This window comes from Ramlibacter aurantiacus, assembly GCF_016722895.1.
Lineage (GTDB): Bacteria > Pseudomonadota > Gammaproteobacteria > Burkholderiales > Burkholderiaceae_C > Ramlibacter > Ramlibacter aurantiacus.
Genome location: NZ_JAEQNA010000001.1, coordinates 1,178,040 through 1,194,845 on the forward strand (window position 1 = coordinate 1,178,040; position 16,806 = coordinate 1,194,845).

General features: G+C 63.6%; 14 protein-coding genes, 3 tRNA genes and 1 other RNA gene. 6 read left to right on the top strand and 12 right to left on the bottom strand.

Annotation, left to right across the window (positions count from 1 at the left end):
- Positions 1–12 precede the first annotated feature (12 nt).
- The 6 genes from JI739_RS05450 to JI739_RS05475 all read left to right on the top strand — a co-directional run bounded on the left by JI739_RS05450 (position 13) and on the right by JI739_RS05475 (position 5,215).
- Positions 13–336, top strand: a complete 324-nt coding sequence (locus JI739_RS05450) for a helix-turn-helix domain-containing protein (RefSeq protein ID WP_201682794.1) — start codon at positions 13–15, stop codon at positions 334–336.
- Entirely contained in the window at positions 333–1,247 is a 915-nt protein-coding gene (locus JI739_RS05455) for an ImmA/IrrE family metallo-endopeptidase (RefSeq protein WP_201682795.1), read from the top strand. The genes JI739_RS05450 and JI739_RS05455 overlap by 4 nt, the downstream gene beginning before the upstream one ends.
- A 342-nt stretch (positions 1,248–1,589) precedes the next feature.
- Positions 1,590–2,090, top strand: coding sequence for a DUF2924 domain-containing protein (locus JI739_RS05460; protein ID WP_201682796.1), 501 nt, complete (start codon positions 1,590–1,592; stop codon positions 2,088–2,090).
- Positions 2,087–3,439, top strand: coding sequence for a recombinase family protein (locus tag JI739_RS05465; RefSeq protein WP_201682797.1), 1,353 nt, complete (start codon positions 2,087–2,089; stop codon positions 3,437–3,439). The genes JI739_RS05460 and JI739_RS05465 overlap by 4 nt, the downstream gene beginning before the upstream one ends.
- A complete protein-coding gene (locus JI739_RS05470) occupies positions 3,436–3,879 on the top strand; it encodes a LacI family transcriptional regulator (protein ID WP_201682798.1) in 444 nt (147 codons plus the stop codon). Before JI739_RS05465 ends, JI739_RS05470 begins: the two co-directional genes overlap by 4 nt.
- Before the next feature lie 172 nt (positions 3,880–4,051).
- Complete coding sequence (locus tag JI739_RS05475; protein WP_201682799.1) at positions 4,052–5,215, top strand: hypothetical protein; 1,164 nt, start codon at positions 4,052–4,054, stop codon at positions 5,213–5,215.
- A 317-nt stretch (positions 5,216–5,532) separates the two neighbouring features.
- On the opposite strand, the gene ssrA is transcribed toward JI739_RS05475, so the two are convergent.
- From ssrA to tig, 12 genes are all read right to left on the bottom strand, one after another.
- Positions 5,533–5,906, bottom strand: a transfer-messenger RNA (tmRNA) gene (gene ssrA / locus JI739_RS05480).
- Positions 5,907–5,919: 13 nt separating this feature from the next.
- Entirely contained in the window at positions 5,920–6,594 is a 675-nt protein-coding gene (gph, locus tag JI739_RS05485) for a phosphoglycolate phosphatase (RefSeq protein ID WP_201682800.1), read from the bottom strand.
- Positions 6,591–7,298 carry a bifunctional 2-polyprenyl-6-hydroxyphenol methylase/3-demethylubiquinol 3-O-methyltransferase UbiG gene (gene ubiG / locus JI739_RS05490; protein ID WP_201682801.1) on the bottom strand — a complete coding sequence of 236 codons (708 nt, stop codon included), beginning with the start codon at positions 7,296–7,298 and terminating at the stop codon, positions 6,591–6,593. Before ubiG ends, gph begins: the two co-directional genes overlap by 4 nt.
- A gap of 166 nt (positions 7,299–7,464) precedes the next feature.
- A complete protein-coding gene (locus JI739_RS05495) occupies positions 7,465–8,892 on the bottom strand; it encodes a hypothetical protein (RefSeq protein WP_201682802.1) in 1,428 nt (475 codons plus the stop codon).
- Between the two features lie 64 nt (positions 8,893–8,956).
- Positions 8,957–9,763: a hypothetical protein gene (locus JI739_RS05500; protein WP_201682803.1), complete on the bottom strand. Its 807-nt coding sequence runs from the start codon at positions 9,761–9,763 to the stop codon at positions 8,957–8,959.
- A gap of 619 nt (positions 9,764–10,382) precedes the next feature.
- Positions 10,383–10,458 (bottom strand) — tRNA-Gly (locus tag JI739_RS05505).
- Between the two features lie 114 nt (positions 10,459–10,572).
- A tRNA-Cys gene (locus tag JI739_RS05510) sits at positions 10,573–10,646 on the bottom strand.
- A 50-nt stretch (positions 10,647–10,696) separates the two neighbouring features.
- A tRNA-Gly gene (locus JI739_RS05515) sits at positions 10,697–10,772 on the bottom strand.
- A gap of 68 nt (positions 10,773–10,840) precedes the next feature.
- On the bottom strand, positions 10,841–13,273 hold the full coding sequence (gene lon / locus JI739_RS05520) for an endopeptidase La (RefSeq protein WP_201682804.1): 2,433 nt from the start codon (positions 13,271–13,273) through the stop codon (positions 10,841–10,843).
- Positions 13,274–13,352: 79 nt separating this feature from the next.
- Complete coding sequence (gene clpX, locus JI739_RS05525; protein WP_201682805.1) at positions 13,353–14,618, bottom strand: ATP-dependent Clp protease ATP-binding subunit ClpX; 1,266 nt, start codon at positions 14,616–14,618, stop codon at positions 13,353–13,355.
- 112 nt (positions 14,619–14,730) lie between these two features.
- Positions 14,731–15,339 carry an ATP-dependent Clp endopeptidase proteolytic subunit ClpP gene (gene clpP / locus JI739_RS05530; protein ID WP_290428770.1) on the bottom strand — a complete coding sequence of 203 codons (609 nt, stop codon included), beginning with the start codon at positions 15,337–15,339 and terminating at the stop codon, positions 14,731–14,733.
- Between the two features lie 118 nt (positions 15,340–15,457).
- Positions 15,458–16,783 (bottom strand): trigger factor, encoded by a 1,326-nt coding sequence (gene tig, locus JI739_RS05535; protein WP_201682806.1) that lies wholly within the window; start codon positions 16,781–16,783, stop codon positions 15,458–15,460.
- Between the last annotated feature and the right edge of the window lie 23 nt (positions 16,784–16,806).

Sequence of the window (16,806 nt, forward strand, 5' to 3'; positions counted from 1 at the left end):
TGGGAGAAATCGGTGCCATCACCCCTGGGCGACAAGATCCGCACATTGCGGAAGCAGAAGAAGCTCAGCCTTGAACAACTGGCAGAGCTGACCGAATCCAGCAAGAGCTACATCTGGGAGCTGGAGAACAAGGACGACCCGAAACCGTCGGCAGACAAGATCGGCAAGATCGCGTCGGTGCTCGAGGTCACGACCGAGTTCCTGCTCACCGAGTCGACAGCATCCCCTGGTGAAGAAGTCATCGACGAGGCGTTCTTCCGCAAGTACAAGGGCATGCCGGACGACACCAAGAAGCGGCTGCGCAAGATCCTCGACGCCTGGGATGACGACGAGTGACCGAACGCAAGCAACCGATGGCGGAGGCCAACCGCATCTCGTCCATGCTCAACATGGTGCTGGGAGTGAACCGCTTTCCGGTCAAGGTTGATGAGGTCGCGCTGGAGTATTCCCGGCAGTGCTTTGCCGACTCGCCCGTGGACAAGGTCCAGGGTGAGGATCTGGATGGCTTGGAGGGGATGCTTGCTGCCAACAAGGCACGGTCGAAGTGGTTGATCGTCTACAACAGCGCCGTCCGGTCCGAAGGACGCAAGCGCTTCACGATTGCGCATGAGTTCGGTCATTACATCCTGCACCGCCACGACCAGGATCGGTTCGAGTGCGGCGACGACGACATCGAGACTGGTGACGGCAACGAACGAGACATCGAAACCGAAGCCGACAAGTTTGCATCGACCTTGCTGATGCCGCTGGACGATTTCAGGAAACAAGTCGATGGCCAACCCGTCAGCTTCGACCTGCTGGGTCACTGCGCCGAACGCTATGGCGTGTCGCTGACCGCCGCCGCCCTGCGCTGGACGGAGATCGCCGAAAAGCGGGCCGTCCTGGTGGCCAGCCGTGACGACCACCTCCTGTGGTCAACGTCGAACCAGGCGGCCTTCAGGTCCGGCGCCTACTTCGCGACGCGCAAGAACACCATCGAACTTCCGCAGGACGCCTTGGCGCATAGCAACAACCTCTTGGATGTTGGTGCCCAGATGCAATCGACGCGGGCACAGATCTGGTTCCCACGCGAACCAGCGTCCATGCCACTGACCGAAATGACGAGGGTCGCGGGCCAATACGACTACTCGCTGACCCTGCTGTTGATGCCAGACGCTGAATGGCAGCGCCCGCAGCATGAAGATGGCGAGCCCGAGGAGGACACCTTCGATCGGTTCATCAACAACGGCCAGTACCCCGTTCGGTAGCTCACGGTCCATTGCCTCAGCAGCCAGCGCCAGCACGCGGGCGCTCGCAACTCCCTCCTGGTGTCGGTGAGGGTTCGTCCGCAGAATTTCGCCATTCAAGCGAGTTTGATGGACAGGACCGATACCGATGCATGAAATCAACCAAGTTCCTCCCGACCGGATGACCCCGGAGCAGCGTCGGCGCGAGATCGCGTCGTTACTCACAAATGGGATCGTCCGCCTTCGTAGCGCCGGTTCTCGCCCGTTTGCAGGACGGACTTCGGAGAGCGAGTTTGAGCTTGGCTTTTCTGGCCACCAGCGCGTTCATTCAGACCCCGCCAACAACACAGAAACGGAGTCCTGATGAGCACGCCCACAAGCAACTTCACCGCGCCACCATCGGTGGCCTCACAGATCGCAAGATTGCCCGAGCTGCCCATGCCGGCAATCAAAGCGCTCTGGCAGAGGCTCTTCGGCGGCGACACGCCAACCCACAACCGCCAGTTCCTGGAGCGGCGCATTGCCTATCGCCTGCAGGAGGTGGAGTTCCGCAAGGTCGACGCCAACCTGCTGGAGCGGAACAAGCGCCGCGTCGCATCGCTGATCGAGACCGGCAAGGTCAAGAAGCGAGACCGTGACTACCGGCCAGCAGCCGGGACCGTGCTCACCCGCGAGTACCAGGGCGTCGAGCACCGCGTCATCGTGACCCATGACGGCCAGTACGACTTCCAGAACCGGATGTACCCAAGCCTCTCGATGATCGCACGCGAGATCACCGGCACGCGGTGGTCGGGGCCCCTGTTCTTCGGGCTCAAGGCACCAGCCACTCCCAAGACAGCGGCGACGAAGGGAGCCCGGCGATGAGCGAAGTCCTGAAGCGCCGCATGCGCTGTGCCGTCTACACACGCAAGTCCAGCGACGAGGGGCTGGACCAGGAATACAACTCGATCGACGCTCAGCGCGATGCGGGCCATGCCTACATCGCCAGCCAGCGCGCCGAGGGCTGGATTCCGGTCGCAGACGACTACGATGACCCGGCCTTCTCAGGCGGCAACATGGAACGCCCGGCGCTGCGACGCTTGATGGTCGACATCGAGGCCGGCAAGATCGATGCGGTCGTCATCTACAAGATCGACCGCTTGACGCGCAGCCTCGCCGACTTCTCCAAGATGGTGGAGGTGTTCGAGCGCCAGGGCGTGTCATTCGTGTCGGTTACGCAGCAGTTCAACACCACCACCTCCATGGGCCGTCTGATGTTGAACGTGCTGCTGTCCTTCGCACAGTTCGAGCGCGAGGTCACCGGCGAGCGCATCCGCGACAAGATCGCCGCCAGCAAGCGCAAGGGCATGTGGATGGGCGGCGTGCCGCCCCTCGGGTACGACGTCGAGAACCGCCGACTGGTGCCCAACGAACGCGAGTCCAAGCTCATTCGGCACATCTTCCAGCGCTTCGTCGAACTGGGCTCCGGCACGATGTTGGTCAAGGAGCTAAAGTTGGACGGCGTGACGTCCAAAGCGTGGACCACGCAGGACGGCAAGACCCGCGCCGGCAAGCCGATCGACAAGGGGCTGATCTACAAGCTGCTCAACAACCGGACCTACCTGGGTGAGTTGCGCCATAAGGAACAGTGGTACCAGGCCGAGCATCCGCGGATCATCGACCGAGAGTTGTGGGACAAGGTGCACGCCATCCTGGCTACCAACGGTCGGGTTCGCGGCAACGCCACCCGGGCGACGGTGCCGTACCTGCTGAAAGGCATGGTGTTCGGCAACGACGGACGGGCCCTGTCGCCGCACACCACGAAGAAGAACGGCCGCCGCTACCGCTACTACGTGCCGCAGCGGGAGAACAAAGAGCATGCGGGCGCATCGGGGCTGCCGCGCCTTCCGGCCGCAGAACTCGAATCCGCCGTTCTAGATCAAGTGCGCGCGGTCCTGCGGTCGCCGGATCTCCTGGGTGATGTCCTGCCACGCGCGATCGAACTGGACCCCAGCCTCGACGAGGCCAAGGTCACCGTCGCCATGACGCGGCTCGATGCCATTTGGGATCAGCTCTTTCCGGCCGAGCAGACGCGCATCGTCAAGCTGCTGGTCGAGAAGGTGATCGTGTCCCCCAACGAACTTGAGGTGCGGCTGCGCGCCAACGGCATTGAGCGCTTGGTGCTCGAACTGCAGCCAGCGGGCGCGCCCCAGCCCGAGGAGGCATTGGCATGAGCGAGATCCGCATCCAGAAGACCGGCGAGCCTGACGTCATCGAGGCCAGCGATGGGCGGCTGACCTTGTCGGTGCCGATCCAGATCAAACGGCGCAGCGGGCGCAAACTGGTCACGCTGCCCATCGACCCGGTGACGGGCGAACCAGCCAAGGCCCGACCCTGGGACACGGCCACCACGCCGCTGCAACTGGCGCTGGCCAGGGGTCACCGCTGGCTGGCCATGCTGGAGTCGGGCGAGGCCAAATCCCTCAAGGAGATCGCCGCCCTGGAAGGGATCGACAACAGCTACGTCAGCCGGATGGTCAACCTGACCACGCTGGCGCCGGACATCGTGGCCGCCATCCTGGATGACGCGATGCCGAACCACGTCACACTGTTTGACCTGGCAGTTGACCCGCCGGCGCTGTGGGATGACCAGCGCGCCCTACTCAGGAGGTAGACCATTCGGCCTGGCAACGATAAAATGTCGGCAGGTGCCAACCTTACTTGCACACGAGTAAAAAAAGGCGTTGCCTCACTGTCATTGAAAACCTCTCTTTGAGCCTCGTCGTCGGGGACTTAAACGTGTGCGCCTGACCCGAAATCGGCGTGGCACACAGGAAAGGTTCGTCATGACAACCAAAGAGCTCGCGTATTCCGCGCAGCAACATCTCCAGGCCAGCACGGGCGGCCCCTTCAAGAGAGCCCACATCTACGAGCTGCTGGCAGCCTCGTTCGGCTTCAAGTCCTATGCCGCACTCGGCGTTGATGCCGTCTTCACACAGCAACGTCCGGACGACGAGAGAACTGCCTCGCACAGCGCTTTCGTCAGACGGCGCTGCATCGAGCTTGGGCTTTCGCCTGAAAGCGCGGATCTGGTCTCGGTAACGCTGGGGGCCTTCCTGGCAGAGCGCCAGATCGGCGTCGTGCGGATTTCGGCGTTGATCGGCCATCTGCGAGGGGATTGGTCCAGCCCAGACGATTATCCGATTGGGGTCGACACCGAGCGGTTCGGCGACGAGCAGAACGATGGACGTGCGCCTCGATGGCCAGATGGCGACGAGGGTGATTTCGCACCGCTCATGCTGGAGGGGTTGGAAGCAGCAGCCAGCAAAGGGAACGCTCTTGCTCACTACGCCCTGGCACTGATCCATGCCCCCGACGAAGAAGACGCCGACCAGAAGACCGGGAGCTCCTACTGGCACTCCCAGGCACAACAAGGTCGCGTGCTGACAGGCGTGGAAAAGGAGTGGGCAGACGCCCACGCCGGTCGACTCACCCAAGCGGAAAGGTACGGCCGCCATCTTCGCGAGGCTGGTCGGCTCGGCAATCAACATGCGCTCCTCGACTTGGCGGAGCGGTTTGGCGACCCGTCTTTCTTCGAGCAGCCACATCACGATGTTGGTGCAGATCCATCGGCCGTTGCCGAAATCGCCGAACGGCTGGGCCGCGTTACTGATGCTAAGCACTGGCTTACCGTGGCCGCCGAGAGTGGCGACACGGACGCCATGCTCCGCCTCATCGAGGAACATGATCAAAGTGATCTGGCTCGATGCTGGACTTGGGTGTATCTGTCCCGACTGGTCGGCACAGACCTCTCCAAGGACGCTCACTACGCGATTAACGAGGACGGGTCGGAGTACGACGATGACGTCGGCGGTGCTGCCTATGTCGCGGGCCGCGACGGCGTAGATCTCGATCCTCTCAGTGCGGAGCAAGATGCCGCCGCCAAGAAGGCCGCCCAGGACCTGTTCGAGCGGATTCAGCAGGCCGCTGCTGCGGAGCCAGGACGGTAGGCTCGGGACGAACAGCATCCCGGCCGAGGTTGTTCCCCCTCGGGTAGGCAATGACGCAATCCAACCGCTTGAACGGTCCGCGCGTAACCCGTTGATCTGTAAGAGTGCCGGGTCAGCCCTTTGCGGACTTCGGGCCATTTGCGGAGAGCGAGGCCGGAGAGAAGAATGGCCGGGAGAGAGCGAAAGGTGGCCGGGAACGGGCCGGACGGCCGACCGGCGAAGTCCACAGGTTTCCGCAAGGGCTCACGCAAACACGCGGGAACTACCGCGATCGGACGGGAAAAAGCCCCAACTGAGAACAGTTGGGGCTTCAATAGTGGTGGAGCTGGCGGGAATTGAACCCGCGTCCGCAAGCCTTCTACGAGCAGTTCTACATGTGTAGCGTTCTGATTTGGTTTCTCGCCACCGGTGTCGCGCAGACGCACGCTACACCGGCCGCCAGTGCCCTATTTTCTCGTCCCGACCCAAGGCACCCGGGTCAGGACCAGCCAATGAAAATTCCCTCGCAGCTAGGAGCTTTCGCCCTTTGCCCAACCCATTGGCAGGTTGTTGCGAGGTTCGCCGTTAATTAAGCGGCGAGAGCGTAATTGCTGTCGTTGGCAGTTACTTGATTTCAGCGGATTAACGAGGTGACTGAACCTCGACATGCCCTGCTGCGTGTCCGAACCCACGTCGAAACCAGTGCAGCCCCAGGAATCGGTATTTTAGGCCCGCTGGACCGATTTCAAGAGGTCAAGCAGCTGCAGTGGACTATCGATACGGGCATCGGCGCCCCAGACCACCGCGTCTACGTGCCCGCCGAGGTAACCGTAAGTGGCCGCGACGGTGCGCATGCCGGCGGCCCGGCCCGCGATGATGTCCCGCTCATCGTCCCCCACATAGATGCAGTCGGATGGAGACAGGTTCATTCGCCGCGCGGCTTCGAGCAAAGGCGCCGGGTGCGGTTTGGGATACGGCGTCGTGTCCCCGCCCACCACGGTCGCGGCCGTGTCGAACAGGGGCATGGCTCGGGTAAGCGGCCCGGCAAAACGCATGTGCTTGTTGGTGACCACGCCCCAGTTCAGGCCCTGTTGCCGCAAGGCCTGCAGCAACTCAGGAATGCCCTCGAACGGACGGGTCAGCTCCGTCAGGCGGCTCTCGTAGATGCGGAAAAACTCCTCCCGCAGCTGGTCGAACTCGTGGTGGTCCGGCGTGATGCCGAAGGCAACGCCCAGCATCCCTCTGGCGCCGGCACCGGCCATCGGCCGGTAGTCCCCCAGCGGCAGACTGGCGAGGCCGCGCGCAGTCCGCATCTGGTCGGCTGCGGCGCCGAGGTCGGGGGCACTGTCGAGCAAGGTGCCGTCCAGGTCGAACAGCACGGCTTTGGCGGCAAAGGTCATGGGCGGCGAGCGGACAGAAGGTAATTGACGCTGGTGTCGCTCGAGAGCCAGTAGCGCCGTGTGACCGGGTTGTATTCCATGCCCCTGCTGTGGGCGAGATCCAGTCCCGCGGATCGGCAGTGCGCGGCGAGCTCGCTTGGACGGATGAACTTGCGCCACTCGTGTGTGCCGCGGGGTAGCAAGTTCAGCACGTACTCCGCGCCGACGATGGCGAACAGGAACGACTTGGCGTTGCGATTGATGCTGGAGAAGAAGACCCAACCACCCGGCTTGACCAGCGTGGTACAGGCACGCACCACGGAAGCCGGATCAGGCACATGCTCGAGCATTTCCATGCAGGTGACCGCGTCGAAGCTGCCAGGCTCTTCCGCGGCGAGGGCTTCCACGCTCACCTCGCGGTAGCGAATGTTGGGTGTTCCGGCCTCGAGCGCATGCAGCTGAGCGACCCGCAGTGCCTTGGTCGCCAGGTCGATGCCAAGCACCGACGCGCCCTTCCGGGCCATGGAGTCGGACAGGATGCCACCGCCACATCCCACGTCCAACACACGGCGGCCCGCCAGAGGGCATTGCTGGTTGATCCACTCCAGCCGCAGCGGATTGATGTGGTGCAGCGGCGCGAACTCGCTTTCGGGGTCCCACCAGCGGTGAGCCAGCTCGGAAAACTTGGCGAGCTCGGCCGGGTCGGCGTTCAACGGTTGGTTCATAGCTCCAAGGCAAGGGCTGCTGCGAGGCAGATGAAGATGTCCGCGCAACTGCCCGTGGTCGGGCCAAGGACCAGGGCGCGGCTGGATGCAGGAGCATATATGAGGCTATCGACGCCTCCACGACAGCCCGGGTCAGACCGAATCGCAGCTCAGGCCGGCCCGCGCGTCACTCGGCGGGCTTTTCGGCTGGTTCGGGCACCCAGGCGGGGCGGGTGAGCACCTCAGCCGCCAGCCGTTGGACTTCGACCGTGAGTTGCTGCACCTCGGCCGCGACACTGCGCTCATCCAGAGCCATGGGTCGGCTCGGGTCCAAGGCCGCCGCCAGGACCTGGTGCGCGGCGAAGTCCTTGATCTGCGAATCGATCGTGGCGCGGAGCTGGACGCCCTTGTCCCGCCACGCCTTCACCTGAAGTGCCTGGGCCAGTGGCGAGCCTGGTCCGCTCGCCTTCTTCAACGCAGGTTCGACCCCCGCTTCCACCTGCGCCACCAACTTGCTGAAAACTTCACCGGCCGCTGAATGGCGGCGGATCGAACCGTCCGCGATTTGAGCCAGGGCAGAAGCATCCATCCCCGATTGGGCAGAGATCGCTTGTTTGATCTGAGCCTCCATGGATTCCCGCACGGCTTGCCGCACGGTCGTGGCGAGCTCAGGACCCAGGCGCGAATCCGGCTTGGTCTGGGCGTCGAAGCGGCTGACCGCCAGCTGGATCTCGTACGCTCCCCTTCCATCCGTCGCCAATGGCTTGAACGAAAGCGCAGTGGCGGCTTCGAAGGGCCTGCCGGCACCTTTGGCTGGCTCGAACGCGCGGAGGCTCTTGTGTACGGCAGCACTGATCTCTCTTGGCGTGAGCCAGGGATTGCGTTCGAACTGGTCATGGAAGTGCGCCATCAACTTCTCTCGAAAGTCGGGAGCCAAAACGAGCGTTCCTTCGGGGCCATCCATGAGGTAAGCGCCCAGCGCAGGCTCCTTGGAGCTGCCGGCCTCGGCATCCGACGACTCCAGGCGGTGGCGAACGACAGCCCCCACTTCATCGGCCACCATGGACTGCAGGGCTGCGTAGGCAAACATGCGCGCTTGGACTGGTGAGGCGATCTTGGCGTCCGGCTGCTGCGACAACCTGTCATGGAGCGAATTGGCTTCTCTTTCGTAGGTGTGCACGAGGCGAGCGATCTGACCGAGCACGCTTGCGGCACCGTCAGGCCCTTGGGTCCGCACGATCTCCGAGGCGTCGAAGCCGCTCGACAGGAGCGGCAACAGCCCCGCGTATTCCGGCTTGGACAGGAAGATAGACCCCAGGCCCCGCCCATATTCGCTTTGCACTAACCGCCTGACCTCGACCAGCAGGGTGCTGGCATCGACCACCTGGCGAGACGCAAGAGCCTTTCCGCCAGCAGTCCCGCCCGCGGCTTTCGCATCTGCTCGAAGGCTTGCTGCGCCGGGCACCGTGTTGAAGGCCTTCGTGTCGACGGACCTTCCTGAACCTTTCTCGCCCAACGATTTCAGCGCCTCGTAGCTCACGGGCATCAGGCTTTGATCGCCGCCAGCTCGAACGGTCGGAATGCAGGCCGCAAAGGGTTTGGAAACGCCAATCATCAGCTTTCTCCGACGTGAGGCCCATGGCCCATACCCGGCGCGCCAGAACTGCTCGTCGGCGCGGTCAACGGCTGAGTAACAGCACATCGGAGTTTGTTTCAGTTTTCTGAAAGGAAACGTCAAAGGATGTGCCACTGCGCTCTTCCGCCCCGCTTGCCACGTGCTTGTGCTCGCGCTTTCCGTCGCCCGCCTGAGCGCGGGTCGGTCGCGCTCCCTGGGACAGCAAGGCCGCCGGGCCTTCTGCGGCAGTCGACGTGATCGTGGATCCACTGGGCGAATGTGCCGGCTGCCGATGGGGCTGGCTCACCAATGCCCCGATCACGCGTTGCAGGGCGCCATCCACGGCTGCAACCAGATCTCGGTCATCTATGCACCCCTCGACCACGGGCGCTCGGCGGATCGACTCACGGGAAGCCTCGTGAACGGCCGCGCGCACGGACGGCAACAGCTCACGCAGTTCACCGTTCTCCCGCTGAACCGAACCGGGGAAACGCCCCCCTTCCAGCGCCTGGTCCATGCGATGGTTGGTCAGTGAATAGGCATACCTCCCCACCTCTTGCACGGGAATGGCTGCGGGACGAGTCTGGCGGGCCAAGCTCAAAGACTCGACGTATCGCGTCCGCAGCAGCTTGGCCGTGGCTTCCACGATCTTCATGGTTCGCGTGAGGTCGAGCGCATCAGTAGAGCCGGTATGGGTAACCTGGAGCAGGCCGCGCACAGGCTCGGCCAGTTGTCGCTTCGCCTGAGCCAGGACGGGGTCGATACCGCCAACCCCATACTCCTCCTCCAGCCGTGCGCGGATCCCCAGCAGCACTTCGCGCCGCCGGCGCAAACCGTCCGCCGCCGGCGTTGGCGCGCTGAGCGGATACACCCGAGCGGTCCTGGAGCAAGGACACAGGCACTGCCACCACCTTGAACCCGGCATGGGCTCAGGTGGAGCGCGTAGCGCTTCCCAGTTCACCCGATCGGCATCAGGCCGGTCATCCGCCAGCGCATACAAGGTCGCGAAGGTAATGGGACGATCGATTGGAGCGAAAGGAGCACGACCGCTGATGCAAGGAATCATTTGAAGATAGCCAATTGAGGGATGGACGGTGACAAGTCTTGCCACGGCTTGGACCGGCTTTTTTAGCGCTCAAGCTACGAGCCAACTGGCGTTGGACTGACCACATCCTTCACGACTCTCCCGCGCGAATACCGCTCGATGACCTGGACCATCCATCGAGTCGGGCCCGGGGGGACCGGATCCGGCGTTGCGGGTCCGCACCGGACGGTTCGAGCGTGAGGTGATGAGAGGCGGATCGCGGTGCCGCGGAGCCATCGCTTGATTTGCACGGCGCACAGGCAGTGGCGAAGCCACTCGCCCGGTTCGCGCCATGCGCGGCTCGCCTGAGCCAGGCGGAAGCCGCCCTTCGACCCCCAGGAGCGAGCCCGTGCTGGGCGCATAAAAAAAGGAAGCCTGGGCTTCCTCTATTTACGCTCCAATGATCTGGAGCGGGAGACGAGTCTCGAACTCGCGACCTCAACCTTGGCAAGGTTGCGCTCTACCAACTGAGCTACTCCCGCGTAAGCCTCACATTCTAATCCACCAAATCGACGACTCCGAGCTTGGCGCTCCTTGTCGGGAATGACGAACCATCCCGGACGACGCGTCGATGCAGCGACATCTCGCAAGCAATCTGGAGGCGCGGCCCGGAGTCGAACCGGGCTGAACGGATTTGCAATCCGGTGCATAACCGCTTTGCTACCGCGCCATGAGGGCTGAGAAAAAAGGGAAGCGACTGCTTCCCTTTTAACTGCCATCTGGAGCGGGAGACGAGTCTCGAACTCGCGACCTCAACCTTGGCAAGGTTGCGCTCTACCAACTGAGCTACTCCCGCGTGAGCCTCGCATTGTACAAGCAAAAACTCCGCTTTCCGGCCGCTCGGCCGGTGGCGGCGCAATTACTTCAATGCTTGATCGAACCCGGCTCGGTGGCCGGCGGCTGCGCGCCAGCGCCCAGTGGCGCGGGCACCGCCTGGTCGTCTTCGGGGAGTGCCTCGGGCAGGCGCTCGAGGGCCACCTCGATCACCTTGTCGATCCACCTGACCGGCACGATCTCGAGTCCGTTCTTCACGTTCTCGGGGATCTCCTGCAGGTCCTTGGTGTTTTCCTCGGGGATCAGCACGGTCTTGATGCCACCGCGCAGCGCCGCCAGAAGCTTCTCCTTCAAGCCTCCGATCCGGGTGACCTCACCGCGCAGCGTGATTTCGCCGGTCATGGCGACATCGGCGCGCACGGGGATGCCGGTGAGCGCGGAGACGATGGCCGTGGTCATGGCGATGCCCGCGCTGGGGCCGTCCTTGGGCGTGGCGCCATCGGGCACGTGGATGTGGATGTCCTTCTTCTCGAACACCTCGTCCTTGATGCCGAGCCGACGCGAACGGCTGCGCACCACCGTGCGGGCGGCGTCCACCGATTCCTTCATCACGTCACCCAGCGAACCCGTACGCAGGAAGCTGCCCTTGCCCGCCGTGATGGCAGCCTCGATGGTGAGGAGGTCACCGCCGACCTCCGTCCAGGCCAGGCCGACCACCTGGCCCACCTGGTTCTGCTGCTCGGCACGGCCATAGCTGAACTTGCGAACGCCCAGATAGTCGTTGAGGTTGTCGTCGGAGACGACCACCTGCGGTTGCATCTTCTTGAGTTGCAGCCCCTTGACCACCTTGCGGCAGATCTTGGACAGCTCGCGCTCGAGCGAGCGCACGCCGGCCTCACGGGTGTAGTAGCGCACGATGTCGCGGATGGCCTCTTCGGTCACGCGCAACTCGTCCTCGCGCACGCCGTTGTTCTTCAGCTGCTTGGGCAGCAGGTACTTGATCGCGATGTTGGTCTTCTCGTCCTCGGTGTAACCCGACAACCGGATCACCTCCATCCGGTCCAGCAAGGCCGGCGGAATGTTCATCGAGTTGGAGGTCGCCACGAACATCACGTCGGACAGGTCGAAGTCGACCTCGACGTAGTGGTCGCTGAAGGTGTGGTTCTGCTCGGGGTCGAGCACTTCCAGCAGCGCGCTGGACGGGTCGCCGCGGAAGTCGGTGCCGAGCTTGTCGATTTCGTCGAGCAGGAACAGCGGGTTGCGCGTGCCGACCTTGGACAGGCTTTGCAGCACCTTGCCCGGCATGGCGCCGATGTAGGTACGGCGGTGGCCGCGGATCTCGGCTTCGTCACGCATGCCGCCCAGCGCCATGCGCACGTACTTGCGCCCGGTGGCCTTGGCAACTGACTGTCCCAGCGAGGTCTTGCCCACCCCGGGCGGCCCGACCAGGCAAAGGATGGGCGCCTTGACCTTGTCTACGCGCTGCTGCACCGCGAGATACTCGAGGATGCGGTCCTTGACCTTCTCCAGGCCGTAGTGGTCTTCGTTGAGCACCTCCTCGGCATGCGCGAGGTCGTGCTTGATCTTGGTCCGCTTGCTCCAGGGCAGGCTGGTGAGCACGTCGATGTAGTTGCGCACCACCGTGGCCTCGGCCGACATGGGCGACATCAGCTTGAGCTTCTTGAGTTCGCCGTCGGCTTTCTTGCGGGCGTCCTGCGGCATCTTGGCCGCCTTGATCTTCTTCTCGATCTCCTCGATGTCGGCGCCTTCCTCGCCTTCGCCGAGTTCCTTCTGGATCGCCTTGACCTGCTCGTTGAGGTAGAAGTCGCGCTGGTTCTTCTCCATCTGCCGCTTCACGCGGCCGCGGATGCGCTTGTCGACGTTCAGGATGTCGACTTCGCGCTCAATCTGCTCGAACAGGTTTTCCAGCCGGCCGCGCACGTCGGCCAAATCGAGCACGACCTGCTTGTTGTCGAGCTTAAGCGGCAAGTGGGCCGCGATGGTATCGGCCAGCCGCCCCGCATCGTCGATGCTGGAGATCGAGGTCAGGATCTCGGGCGGGATCTTCTTGTTCAGTTTGACGTACTGGTCGAACTGCTGCATCACCGCCCGCCGCAGGGCTTCGACCTCACTCGACCGGGTCTCCTGTTCGGAAGGCGGCTCGACCGGCGTCACCGTGGCCGTGAACTGCTGCTCGCCTTCGGTGATGCGATCGACGCGCGCGCGCTGCTGGCCCTCGACGAGCACCTTCACCGTGCCATCGGGCAGCTTGAGCATCTGCAGGATGGTGGAGACGCAGCCTACCTCGAACATGTCGCCGGCCGCAGGCTCGTCCTTGGCGGCCGCCTTCTGGGCCACCAGCATGATGCGCCGCTCGGCTTCCATCGCGGCCTCGAGGGCCTTGATGCTCTTGGGCCTCCCGACGAACAGCGGAATGACCATGTGCGGGAAGACGACCACATCGCGCAGCGGCAGCAGCGGCAACTCGATCGGGGTCGCGGGGAGTGGAACGTGTCCGGACATGAAGATCCTTTCTCTGCACCCTCAGGTTGAGGGGCGTGTGGCGATTTCAAGCCTGTGACGCTTCGGGGTGGTCTTTCACTCAAGCCTTCTTGGCAGCCTCGCGATAGACCAGCAGCGGCGGCTTGCTCTCTTCGATGGTGGACTCGTCGACCACCACCTTGTCCACGTTGCTGGTGTTGGGCAGCTCGAACATGGTGTCGATCAGCGACTGCTCGAGGATGGAGCGCAGGCCGCGCGCGCCGGTCTTGCGCGCCAGTGCCTTGCGGGCGATGGCGCGCAGGGCATTGGGACGGATCTCGAGGTCCACGCCCTCCATCGACAGCAGCTTGCCGTACTGCTTGACCAGCGCGTTCTTGGGCTCGGTGAGGATCTGCACCAGCGCATCCTCGGTGAGCTCGGAGAGGGTGGCGACCACCGGCATGCGCCCGACCAGTTCGGGGATGAGGCCGAACTTGATCAGGTCTTCCGGCTCGACCTCGCGGAACACGTCGGTCAGGCTGCGCTGCTTCTTGCTCTTGACCGCGGCCCCGAAGCCAATCCCAGACGCCTCGGTGCGCTGCTCGATCACCTTCTCGAGCCCGGCGAAAGCACCGCCGCAGATGAACAGGATGTTGGTCGTGTCGATCTGCAGGAAATCCTGGTTGGGATGCTTGCGCCCGCCCTGCGGCGGCACGCTGGCCATGGTGCCCTCGATGAGCTTGAGCAACGCCTGCTGCACGCCCTCGCCCGAGACGTCGCGCGTGATGGACGGGTTGTCCGACTTGCGGGAGATCTTGTCGATTTCGTCGATGTAGACGATGCCGCGCTGGGCGCGCTCGACCTCGTAGTTGCAGCTTTGCAGCAGCTTCTGGATGATGTTCTCGACGTCTTCACCGACGTACCCGGCTTCGGTCAGGGTGGTGGCGTCGGCCATCACGAACGGCACGTCGAGCATGCGCGCCAGGGTTTGCGCCAGCAGGGTCTTGCCGGAGCCGGTCGGGCCGATCAGAAGGATGTTGCTCTTGGTGAGTTCAACATCGTCCTTCTTGGCCTTGTCCTTGTGGCGCAGGCGCTTGTAATGGTTGTAGACAGCCACCGACAACGCGCGCTTGGCGGCTTCCTGGCCGATCACGTAATTGTCGAGGTTGTTCTTGATCTCGACTGGCGTGGGCAGGTCGCCGCGAGCTTCGCGGCCCTCATCCGTCGCGGGCAGTTCATCCCGGATGATCTCGTTGCACAGGTCGATGCACTCGTCGCAGATGAAGACGGACGGCCCGGCGATGAGCTTCTTGACCTCGTGCTGGCTCTTCCCGCAAAACGAGCAGTAAAGCGTTTTCTCGCTGGATGAGCCTTTTTTCTCGGCCATGGGGGCTTGCCTCTCAATGTGAATTCAATGATAACCAAACAGCCAACGGCGCCCGCCCCTTCGGATAGCGCCGTTGCACTCGCCCAGGCAAGCTGGGCGGGGTTGTCGCGAATCAGCCGCGTTTGGCGATCACCTGATCGACCACGCCATAGTCCTTGGCCTCGTCGGCCGACAGGAAATAATCCCGCTCGGTGTCGCGCTCGATCTTCTCCAGCGGCTGGCCGGTGCGTTCGGCCAGGATCTTGTTGAGCTGGTTGCGGGTCTTCAGGATGTCGCGAGCGTGGATCTCGATGTCCGTCGCCTGGCCCTGCATGCCCCCCAGCGGCTGGTGGATCATGACCTTGGAGTTGGGCAGCGCGAAACGCTTGCCCTTGGCGCCGGCGGCCAGCAGGAAGGCGCCCATGCTGGCGGCCATGCCGGTGCACAACGTGGACACGTCCGGCTTGATGAAGTTCATGGTGTCGAAGATCGCCATGCCGGCCGAGACGCTGCCGCCTGGGGAGTTGATGTAGAACGAGATGTCCTTGTCGGGGTTCTCGCTCTCCAGGAACAGCAACTGCGCGACCACGAGGTTGGCGGTCTGGTCGTTGACCGGCCCCACCAGGAACACCACGCGTTCGCGCAAGAGGCGCGAGTAGATGTCGTAGGACCGCTCACCGCGGCCGGACTGCTCGATGACGATCGGCACCATGCCGAGCGCCTGGGTGTCAAGTGAACTCATGAGTCTTCAGGGATCCGGTGTTTTGCGTGGACTGCAACTGTAGCCAAAAAGCAATTGGGGCCTGTGCGCCGGATTCAAAGAGCGCACAAGCCCCGGGGGCCTCGAACGAAAGCGCGGATCAGGCGGAGGCGGACGGCTGCTGGCCCATGAGATCGTCGAAGGACAGTTGCCGGTCGGTGACCTGCGCCTTGCCCAGCACGAATTCGGTGACGTTGTTCTCGATCACGATCGCCTCGACTTCGGCCAGGCGCTGGTTGTCACCGAAATACCAGCGAACCACCTCGGCCGGCTTCTCGTAGCTGGCGGCCAGTTCCTCGACATGGGCCTTGACCTGTTCGGGCTTGGCTTGCAGGTCGTTGGCTCGTACCAGTTCGGCCACGACCAGGCCCAGGCGCACGCGCCGCTCGGCCTGCGCCTGGAACAGCTCGGCGGGGATGGGGGCCTTGTCGGCATCCTTGACGCCCCGCTCCTTCAGGTTCGCGCGAGCACCTTCGACCATGCGCTCGCACTCGGCGGCCACCGTGGCCTTGGGCAGGTCGAGTTCGGCGTTGGCAACCAGCGCGTCCATCACGGCCTGCTTGTTCTTCGCCTGCAGCCGGAACTTGACCTCGCGCTCCAGGTTCTTGCGGATGTCGGCGCGCAGCCCGTCCACCGTGCCATCGGCGATGCCCAGCGACTTGATCAGCTGCTCGTCGAGCTCGGGCAGGTTGGCCACTTCGATCTTCTTGACCGTGACCATGAAGTCGGCCTGCTTGCCCGCCACGTCCTTGCCGTGGTAGTCCTCGGGGAACGCCAGGGGAAAGGTGCGGCTCTCGCCGACCTTCATGCCACGCACGGCGTCTTCGAACTCCTTGAGCATCTGGCCTTCGCCGACCAGGAACTGGAAGTCCTCGGCCTTGCCACCCTGGAAGGGCTCACCGTCGATCTTGCCTTCGAAGTCGACGGTGACGCGGTCGCCGTCCTGGGCCGGCTCGGACTGCGGGCGCTGCGCGAAGGTGCGGCGCTGCTTGCGCAGGATTTCGATGGTGCGGTCGATGGCCGCGTCGTCCACCTCGGCGCTCACGCGCTCGACCTGTGCGGCCGACAGGTCATTGATCTTGACCTCGGGGAACACCTCGAACACCGCGTCGAAGCTCATCTCGCCCTCGGGTGCGCCTTCCTTTTCGGTGATGCGGGGCTGGCCCGCGACGCGCAGCTTGGCCTCGTTGGCGGCCAGGGCGAAGGCTTCGCCCACCTTGTCGTTCATCACCTCGTACTGCACCGAAAAGCCATAGCGCTTGGCCACCACCGACATCGGCACCTTGCCCGGGCGGAAGCCGTCCATCTTGACGGTGCGCGCCAGGCGCTTGAGGCGGGAATCGACTTCGGACTTGATCGCATCGACGGGCAGGGTCAGCGTCATCTTGCGTTCGAGCTTGTCGAGGGTTTCAACGTTCACGGCCATGGTGCGTCTCTCTAGAGGTGTGG